Below are 9813 nucleotides of genomic sequence, written 5' to 3'. Positions count from 1 at the left end.
ACAGCACAGCACAGCACAGCACAGCACAGCACAGCACAGCACAGCACAGCACAGCACAGCACAGCACAGCACATAAATACGCGGTAGATTACCGCTCTTTTCTGCATGCTCCCAAGCGCTCTGGATGAAGGGCGCTTTTTCAGTCCTGTTATTTTTGTACCAAGTGGGGCAAGGCTAGCAGGTAAAACTCCAACCAATATAAATTGAAAAGAGAGATAAAAATGAAAAAAATAGTACATAAATCAACTACCATAACTGCAGTTTTGCTGAGCACGATATTGCTCGGGCAAGTGAGCACTGTTAGCGCTGACATCAAGATTCCTAACCCACAAGTATCTCAAGCATTAAGCACCAACCAGTGGCTGACCACCTTAAATTTAAATAATGCTTCAATTCGGTCTGTTGATGATGCGCATGGTGGCACTTATGAAATTGCTCCTGATGGTATGAGTGGTGGATTCTCGAATACTAATACCCGATTGATTTTACAAGATATAAACCCTAATCCAGGCCGTCAGCACTTATACGCCTGGGAAAGTAGCACTGGGACACTCCCACAAAGGTTTGGAGCTTTTTTCAGATTTACGGTTAATCAAAACACAACTTTGACTGCAATTCATAAGAATAATCCAACTTATCGTGTCGGAGGCAGTACGCGAATAGAAGTGGGGCAGGCCTGGAATCCTAGTGATTTGGATATTACAGGTGTTGACGCAAATGGAAATCCACTCACTCAAGCAGACTTTGAAGTTGATACTAGCCAGGTTAATATAAATGCTGTTGGCAATTATCGTATTAACGTCACTATTAATAGTGGACCTTATGTGCGATTTATTTGGGCTTTTACTTTCACTGTGGTTCCAATGGGTGCAGGCAATGAATTGCCTGATGTCCATACCGTTCGCTTTGACACGGGTGGGACTTCAGTCGTTCCTGAACAATATGTTGGCAACAACTCAACAGTGAGTCGTCCTGATGATCCAGTGCTTGAACATTCTGATTTTGTTGATTGGTACACAGATGAGACGTTTACGCAGCCCTTTGATTTTAACACACCGATTACTTCTGACTTAACGCTATATGCACGCTTCAGACTGACTCCAGATAGTACTTTACCTACGATGCATACGGTCAACTTTGATGGTAGAGGGGGATCAATCATTGGTAATCAACTTGTTGCAGCAGGTAGTACCTTAACACGACCAGAAGATCCTACTCGAGACAATTATCAATTTGCGGGCTGGTACACAGATGAAAATTTGACAGAAGAATTTGATTTCAATACACCAGTAACTTCCAATATGACCCTATTTGCACGGTGGACAGCCAATGCTGACAACGTCTTGCCAGTCATGCATACAGTGAATTTTGATAGTAGAGGTGGTTCAGTTATTGGCAATCGATTTGTAGCCGATGGAAAACCAGTGACACAGCCAGAAAATCCAATACGGGCAAACTACCAGTTTGCGGGCTGGTATACGGATGAAAACTTGAGCGAAGCTTTTGATTTTAATACTCCAATAATGGAGAATACTACGCTTTATGCACGCTGGATAAGAGATACAGATGATAAAAACGATGGCGGTGTAGACATTGATGAGTCAGACACAGGGCAAAATATTAGTGCAGATGAAGAAACAGCAGAAGATATGACAGCCCCGAATCGACAAGAACATTTGCCAAAAACTGGAGATAGTGAGAACATTTTTTCTGTTATTGGTCTTGGAGGTGTAGCCCTAGCAATTTTCCTTAAGCGACAAAGATAAGTGCTTTTTAGAGGGTTTCATGATAGATGAGCCCCTTCAGTAGCAAATATATTGAAGTCGCGTCATCACACAAAAATGCCACTCTGTATTTACTAAGGAGGGCATTTTTTGTGGATGGACTGAACAGGGTTTTATTCGCTTATCTAATCAAGAGAAGTTTTTGAAGTTTTAATTTCTGACCTAATCATTCATCAGAAACCTTTTCCTTAAAAATAGCACAACTTTATAACTAATAAAACTGCTAAAACAGTTCAATCTAGAGCGAGAAAAATTATTTTGTTATAATAAAGGCATGACCTATCAAGTAAAAATAATTTATCCCAAAGAAGAAGCTCTAGAGAGCAACAAGTTAACAGAACGTACGTTCAATGAGTATATAGATGACCTTGAAGCAGAAGAAGTTATAGGACAGTATGAGCAGCTCCTGACAAAGGGCTATTCTATCTCTGTAAACTTCACACCGCCTCAGGTGGATAAAGAAGGCGAAGAACAGGATCCTTTTAAAATTGCGGAAAGTTTTGAGCTTGCGGGGATACCCTATAAGGCAACTTTGAAACTTAAAGCCTCAGGAAGCTATGAGGAAATGGTAAAAATTGCTAAAATGATTGAGCAACAAGGCTATGATTACAGCATTACGGTCAAGCTTCAAATCAACGAAAATTCCCCTGTTGATTTTGAGAAAGAAAGTTCTTGGTTTGATTCTGAATATGCAAAATACACAGTATTGCCAAAAGCAAGCAGCCAAGATATCGTGGACCTTCGCTCGCTCTATGATGTGCTCTCTGAAGAACGTTATAAGGTAAGTATCAATCTTAAAGCAAAGGTTAAAAAAGACGATGATGACAGTTTTGCTACCCAACTCGCTGCCTATCCATCAGAAACCCTAGTAACTTTTAAACTAACCGATGCGAGCTATGTATAAATAGGAAAAAGCAGGGACCAAAGCTTGTATTTTACATAAATAAAAATATGTAAAATACAAGCTTATAAATAAATTCCTGAAGAAGAGAGAAGAAAAATAGAAGAGGAACAGGGGAATATTCACCTGTTCCTTTTTTAATAAAATAAAGAAATCTTTTTGTCTTTAGTTTGTCGTTTAGATACTGTTAATTTAACAAAAATTTATTATTTTTCTATTGCTATTTTGAAAAAAAGGAGGTATTATATAGTTGTGTTTACATTCGTAAACAAAAAGGTGGGTTTTGCTCTTACAAAAGTTTCTGAATCCACCTCCTAACTAGAATTTGAAATGGAGAAGAAAGATGATTAAATTTTACTACACTCCCTCATGTACAAGTTGCCGCAAAGCAAAAGTTTGGCTGGAAAAACATAACCTCGCGTACACAGAGCACAACTTATTTGCTCAGCCATTGACAGATGAAGAAATTGCTGATCTGTTAAGTAAAACGGAGAACGGGACTGAAGATCTCATTACGACACGTTCGCAAGCTTTTAAAAGCTTGAAAGTCAATGTTGACGAGATGACAGTTAAAGAATGGACAAAATTTATTTCACAGCATCCCGAGCTCCTTCGTCGTCCTCTCTTGGTCAAGGGCGAAAAACTCCAAGCTGGCTTCAATGAGGAGCAATTGCGCAGTTTCTTTTCTAGAGAATATCGCCAAATTGAATTGCAAGAAACAAAGAAAGCTGTAGCTTAGACAAAGATGTTACACAGCACTTCGGATAAAGAAGTAGAAGTGGAGACTGTTCCGTGTAACTTTACCCTTTTTTCAACTTTCATAGTATAATAGATGTACACAGCAAAATGTAAAGGCTTTCTCCGGAGAGTTGGTCTTAAGAACAGGAAGGAGTTCCGATGGAGAATTTCAAAATCAATGATCAAGAAGCGACTGTTGAGAATTTGATAGAAGCAGGCTATCGCCGTTATCGGGGTGAAGAAATGGACATTTATTACAATGCCAACATCTGTGAACATGTGGGAGAATGTGTCCGCGGCAATCCAGCGGTTTGGGAGGTGGGGCGAAAGCCTTGGATACTTCCTGACAATGGTGAAAAGCTGGACAATCAGCGTATCATCAACCGTTGCCCGTCTGGTGCACTAAAATATATCAAATAGAAAAAGGAGAAATCATGAGGATTGTCGAGGAAGAAAACGAAATCATCCTGTACAATGATGAGAACGAACGCATCGGTGAAATGACCTTGATGAAAATGGGAAACCGTATCGTTATAACGCACACAGGTGTAGCAATTGAATACCGTGGCAAAGGCTTGGCCAAATTATTGATAGAGGCTGGCATCGAAAAGGCACGTAAAGAAAATCTTAAACTCCAAGCAACATGCCCTTATGCAGCTAAATATTTTAGAGTGCATGAAGACGAGTTACAGGATGTTTTAAAATAAAGCAAGACAAGTCAAAACAGTAACGTTTTGACTTTTTCCTATTGGGAGGGATTACAGTGAAAAAATACGACTATATTGTTATCGGTGCAGGACCAGGAGGAAATGCTTTTGCTTATGAGATGAAAGCACAGGGGGCTTCTGTTCTTCTGGTGGAGAAGGATAAATGGGGCGGAACATGTCCTAACTATGGCTGTGATCCTACAAAAATAATGATGGCTCTAGTTGAAGCCAAACAAAGGGCAGAAAATCTTTTTTCCGCTGGACTTCATGGGAATTTGCATATTGATTGGAAGGAGATGGTGGCACGGAAAAATGCTTACAGCAATGCTGTCCCTTCACGCACACGAAAAGGATTAGAGAGTGCTGGCATTGACTTGGTCTTTGGTGCTGCTCATTTCACAAAATCTGGCGCTGTTTTGGTTGGAGAGGAGGAGTATTTTGCTGACAGGTACGTTATTGCAACTGGGGCACGTCCACGCGCTTTAGACATTGAAGGAAGCAAATATTTATTGACTTCCAACGACTTTCTGGATTTGGAAGAATTGCCTCAGCGTGTGATTTTTCTAGGTGCTGGCTATGTCTCGCTTGAATTAGCTCAAATCGCAAATGCTGCAGGCGCTGAAGTTTCAGTTTTGACACACGGTGGTCTAGTTCTTTCAGGTTTTGATGAAGAATTTTCTGATAGGTATATTCAACAGTTGCAAAAAGAAGGCATTTCTTTCGTTGATAGCTTTTCCACACAAAAAGTCCAAAAAGCAGGAAAAAAGTTTCACATCTGGGCAGAAGATGGTCGTGACTTTACAGCAGATATCATTATATCAGCAGTAGGTCGTGCAGCAAATGTTGAAGAACTGAATCTGGAAACTGTTGGCATTGAGACAAGCGCAAAGGGCATTCCTGTTAATGGCTTTTTACAAACGGCAAATCCTAACATCTATGCTTTAGGGGATGTTTTGGATAAGAAGATACCAAAATTAACCCCAGTTTCCGGTTTTGAAGCAAGATACTTGGCTCATCATTTATCACGTGAAAGTCAAAATAAAGAAGAAATTCAGTATCCTGCCTTGCCTACAGTTATCTTTGGTTCAAGTAAATTGGCTAAGATTGGACAAACGCAAGTTATTGATAGTGAAACTGAGCGAAGCCTGGACATGACAGAATGGTATACCTATAAACGCATCGCTGATCCGCTTTCAAAAATAAAAATTATCGTAAACCAAAAAAATGAAATTCTAGGCGCTACACTTTTATCTACCGTAGCTGATGAGCTTATAAATATCCTTAATTTCTGCATTAATCAGTCCATTAATTTAGAGGGATTTCAACACATGATTATGGCTTATCCAACAATTGCGAGTGACCTGTTTTACTTGTATAAACAGAAATAGACTTGGAACTTATGCTTTTACTCTCTTGAAAATCTTGATTGACCTAATAATTTCTAAATTCTGCTTGACTTTCTTTCGGAAAGCGATTACAATGGAGGTATAACTTACACTAACATCTCCACATTCTAATCGAGCAAAAAAGTGCAGCTTAAAAAGTTGCGCTTTTTTGTTTAACTATCTGAAAGAAATAAAACAATTAGGTGCCAAAAGGTCCTTTAACATCTTGTAATGTTCTTGGTGCTGTGCTATCATAATGGAGAAAAAACTGATAGCGCTTACTCTAGATTGCGTCCTGATGAAAAAAAGGAGTACTTTTCCTTGTCTGTCTATCAGTGGTGAGTCCTATTTAATGACGAGAGCTTCATATCTGACTTTAGTGGAAAATATTGGGAGGTATTATGATTGAAGCAATAGCTTTGAAAAAGCAATTTGACAGTGGAGCTGTTGCACTTAAGACTATGCGCTTTATCTCCATATGACGGCGCTAGAAAATATTATTTTTCTACTAACAGTAGATAAGCACAAAATAAAGAAATAGCTGCAACACCGATGACTGTTATACCTGTATTTAGTACTGTACTTCCTTTTTCGTAAAGCAATTATTAAAGGGAGAGCAAACAGTGGCACTCAAAGATAAAGAGGGAATTTAATTTATGAAACTTAGAACACTTGGACTTGTGGGACTCTGCCTTATGGTTTCGCTCATGCTTGTAGCATGTGGAGGCAGTACAACAGTCAAAAATAATTCAGAGACTATTGAAACCGCAATAAAAGAGAAAACGACGATTACTTTTTGGCATACACTGGTGGGAAAACAGGAAGAGGCTTTGAAAAAGTTGACTTCAGAGTTTGAAAGGGAGAATCCAAAGGTTAAAGTCAATCTCCAATCGCAAGTGTCTTACTCCAATTTGCAAGCGAAATTAATGTCCACCATGCAAGCACCAAAAGCTTTGCCAACAATCACTCAAGCTTATCCTGGATGGCTTTGGTATGCTTCTAAAAACAAAATGCTGGTGAATCTCCAACCTTATATTTCTAATAAAAAAATTGGTATTTTTGGGGAAGAAGAGATTAAAAAAGAACTCATGGAAAGTGCTCAGTTGGAAGGTGTACAATATGGGCTACCCTTTAATAAATCGACCACTGTGTTATTTTACAACCAAGATTTATTGAAGAAATATGGAATAAATGTGCCGAAAACACTGGACGAATTGGAAAAAGCTTCGAAGAAAGTTTATGAAAAATCAAATCACAAAGTTATTGGCGCTGGTTTTGATTCTTTGAGTAACTATTATACAACTGCCCTTAAAGATGCGGGCATAAACTTTGATGACAAGACAGACTTTATGAGCCCAACTTCTAAAGCTGTAATTGATTATTATTTTCGCGGAGTGAAAGCGGGCTATTTCCGTATAGCAGGATCAGACAAGTATATGAGTAAGGTTTTTGTTAATCAAAAAATCGCTTTTTATGTTGCCTCTTCTGCAGTAGAATCATTCATTGCTCAAGATCTTAAATTCACCTATAATGTAGCAGCAAGTCCAACTCAACACGCCATTCAACAAGGGGCAGATATCTATATGTTTAGTCAAGCAGATGCAAAGCAGCGTACTGCAGCTTATCTTTATGAAAAGTTTTTGGCTAAAACAAGCTCAACAGTTTACTTGGCTAATCAGACAGGATATATTCCGGTAACTTATGCAGGAATGAAAGACCCAGTCTATGTAAAAAGTAAATCCTCAAAATTACCAGCCGTTATCAAGGAAGCAACGGAGCACCTATTTGTTAATCCTGTTCAGGAAAATTCAGATGCTGCTTGTACACAATTAGACGTAGCAATGCAAACAATTTTGTCCAATCCCGGAGGCAAGGAGGAGGGGCTAATAAAGCAAGGGGAAATGCAACTAAAAAATGCTTGGACAAAATAGTTCAGAAAACGAATGCAAGTGTAATTTTGACATTTTAAACTTTCACGACATTTGAGATATTTTTTCACAGATTTATGGGATAAAATAATACTAGAGTTCTCGTCCCCTTCTCATAGTTTTATTGCACAGAAAAGCGGATAAGGTCAAAAGTAAGGCTCAAATGTGATATACTAGAGATAAACGAAGGGAGCAGAGTATGCGAGTAAATAAGGAAATTGTAAAGCATGGGGAGGCATTAGACCTAGTCTGAACCATGTTGCCTCCCAATAAGTGTTAAATACTTTTTGGAGGAAAAAAATGAATAAAACATATATCTTAAATCACTTGGGTTTTAAAGAAAGCTTTGAAGAACAGGCTAAGGCGCATCCTAACTTATATCCTGGTCGCATCATTGAGCAAGCTAGAGATAAGTACAGGGTGGTGACTCACTTTGGGGAAACGATTGCTGAAGTTTCAGGAAAGTTTCGGTACGAAGCTTTAGAGGCTGCCGATTTTCCTGCGGTTGGTGACTTTGTGCTACTTGACAGACCAACAGAAGATGCCGGAACAGCTCAGATTCAGCAATGTTTAACGCGTCAGTCAGCACTTATAAGAAAGGCAGCCGGCACGACTCATGAGCGACAAATTATTGCAGCCAATGTCGACAAGGTTTTTATCTGTATGTCGCTCAATGAGGACTTTAATTTGCGAAGAGCGGAGCGTTATCTTGCTTTAGTATGGGATTCAGGAGCCGTTCCTACATTTGTTTTAACGAAGACTGATATTGCACAGGATTTAGAAAAAAAGCTAGAAGACTTACAGCAAATTAGTCTGGGCGTTGACATCTTAATGACCTCGGCATATGATGAGGACAGTTATCTTTCTCTGCGAGAATATATCAAACAGGAAGAAACAGTTGTCTTGGTTGGCTCTTCTGGTGTAGGTAAATCAACATTAATTAATGGTTTACTTGCTAAACAGAAGCTAAAAACAAATGGCTTACGTCATGACGGAAAAGGTAGACATACCACTACGCAACGTCAATTATTCAAGCTCCCATCTGGTGGTATGATTATTGATACTCCAGGGCTTAGGGAAGTTGGCCTTGAGCAAGCTAATTTTAGTGAAACTTTTTCTGATATTGTGGAATTAGCATCCTGCTGTAAATTTTCAGATTGTTCACATGGAAATGAGCCGGGCTGTGCTGTTCAGGAAGCGATTGAACAAGGGCAACTTTCACAAGAACGTTTCTCAAATTATCAAAAATTAATAAAAGAAGCAGGTTATGATGGGATGAACGCCAAGGAGATTGAAAGAAGAAAACTTGATACCATGTTTAAAGAGATGGGTGGTATGAAAAATGCGCGCAAGTTCTTGAAAAAGAAGGATAAGCGCGTGTACTAAATCTGCTCAAAATAAGTAAGTGGATGAAAAAGTCGGGGATGTATTTTCCCGGCTTTTTAATCTAAAGTAAAATGGAACAGCGTGTAATAAAAATTAAAAGACGAAGATGTCTATAAGTGTATTTGTCACTAGATATTGGTATAATTAATAATTATGGCAAGAAAAAATATTTTGAAAGCTCAACGGATAGTAGTTAAGATTGGCACAAGTTCGCTCATGTTACCTAACGGAAAAATCAATTTGTCAAACATTGATGAGCTTGCATTCGTACTATCGGATCTTAATAACAACGGATACGAGGTGATTTTGGTAACTTCTGGTGCGATTGGTGTAGGTTTAAATATTCTTGATAGAGACGAACGTCCAAAAGAAATTGCTCAGCAACAGGCACTTGCAAGCATAGGTCAAGTTGAACTCATGAGTCTTTATACCCAAATGTTTCGCCGTTACTCGCAGAAAGTTTCTCAGTTACTTTTGACACGAGATGTGACCGACTTTCCTCTGAGCTCAGAGAATGCAAAGAATGCTCTGAATGCGCTCCTCTCACTTGGCATTATTCCTATTATCAATGAAAATGATGCAATTGCAGTAGATGAAATGGATCATCAAACAAAGTTTGGGGATAATGACAAGCTTAGTGCTATTGTTTCCAAGCTTGTGGAAGCTGATTTGTTGATTATGCTCTCAGATATTGATGGTCTTTTTGATAAAAATCCAAATATTTATGATGATGCAAAAATTTTTAAGGAAGTCCATGAAATCACGGATGAGTTGCAGAGGATAGCTGGTGGAGCTGGCAGTCGTTTTGGAACTGGTGGAATGGCCTCAAAATTAGCAGCTGCACAGATTTTATTTGAAAACAATCAAGAAATGGTTTTGACCAACGGTAAGCGTATTCGAGAAATTCAAAAAATTGTTAATGGATATGAAATAGGGACTTATTTCCATAAAAATATTGAGAAAGAAGGATAGAGAGGGAGAGAA

The 9813-nt window shown here is 38.8% G+C and carries 9 protein-coding genes; all 9 read left to right on the top strand.

All coding sequences use genetic code 11. From position 1 onward, the window contains the following. Positions 1 to 221: 221 nt before the first annotated feature. The 9 genes from NFR51_RS07345 to proB all read left to right on the top strand — a co-directional run bounded on the left by NFR51_RS07345 (position 222) and on the right by proB (position 9801). Positions 222 to 1766: an InlB B-repeat-containing protein gene (locus NFR51_RS07345; protein ID WP_251713070.1), complete on the top strand. Its 1545-nt coding sequence runs from the start codon at positions 222 to 224 to the stop codon at positions 1764 to 1766. Positions 1767 to 2058: 292 nt separating this feature from the next. Beyond that, positions 2059 to 2688 (top strand): hypothetical protein, encoded by a 630-nt coding sequence (locus NFR51_RS07340; RefSeq protein ID WP_251713069.1) that lies wholly within the window; start codon positions 2059 to 2061, stop codon positions 2686 to 2688. A gap of 340 nt (positions 2689 to 3028) precedes the next feature. After that, positions 3029 to 3424: a transcriptional regulator Spx gene (gene spx, locus NFR51_RS07335; protein WP_202230784.1), complete on the top strand. Its 396-nt coding sequence runs from the start codon at positions 3029 to 3031 to the stop codon at positions 3422 to 3424. A 158-nt stretch (positions 3425 to 3582) separates the two neighbouring features. Beyond that, entirely contained in the window at positions 3583 to 3843 is a 261-nt protein-coding gene (locus NFR51_RS07330; protein WP_251713068.1) for a (4Fe-4S)-binding protein, read from the top strand. Positions 3844 to 3857: 14 nt separating this feature from the next. Then, positions 3858 to 4130 (top strand): GNAT family N-acetyltransferase, encoded by a 273-nt coding sequence (locus NFR51_RS07325; RefSeq protein ID WP_251713067.1) that lies wholly within the window; start codon positions 3858 to 3860, stop codon positions 4128 to 4130. Positions 4131 to 4186: 56 nt separating this feature from the next. Beyond that, complete coding sequence (locus NFR51_RS07320; protein ID WP_251713066.1) at positions 4187 to 5518, top strand: dihydrolipoyl dehydrogenase family protein; 1332 nt, start codon at positions 4187 to 4189, stop codon at positions 5516 to 5518. A 653-nt stretch (positions 5519 to 6171) separates the two neighbouring features. Further along, complete coding sequence (locus NFR51_RS07315) at positions 6172 to 7446, top strand: ABC transporter substrate-binding protein (protein ID WP_251713065.1); 1275 nt, start codon at positions 6172 to 6174, stop codon at positions 7444 to 7446. A 297-nt stretch (positions 7447 to 7743) separates the two neighbouring features. Further along, positions 7744 to 8829: a ribosome small subunit-dependent GTPase A gene (gene rsgA, locus NFR51_RS07310; RefSeq protein WP_251713064.1), complete on the top strand. Its 1086-nt coding sequence runs from the start codon at positions 7744 to 7746 to the stop codon at positions 8827 to 8829. 153 nt (positions 8830 to 8982) lie between these two features. Beyond that, positions 8983 to 9801: a glutamate 5-kinase gene (proB, locus tag NFR51_RS07305; RefSeq protein WP_251713063.1), complete on the top strand. Its 819-nt coding sequence runs from the start codon at positions 8983 to 8985 to the stop codon at positions 9799 to 9801. Positions 9802 to 9813: the final 12 nt, after the last annotated feature.

It is taken from the genome of Lactococcus ileimucosae (genome assembly GCF_943193185.1).
Lineage (GTDB): Bacteria > Bacillota > Bacilli > Lactobacillales > Streptococcaceae > Lactococcus > Lactococcus ileimucosae.
The sequence above is the reverse complement of the archived record's forward strand: the minus strand, read 5'-3'. Positions and strand labels throughout refer to the sequence as shown.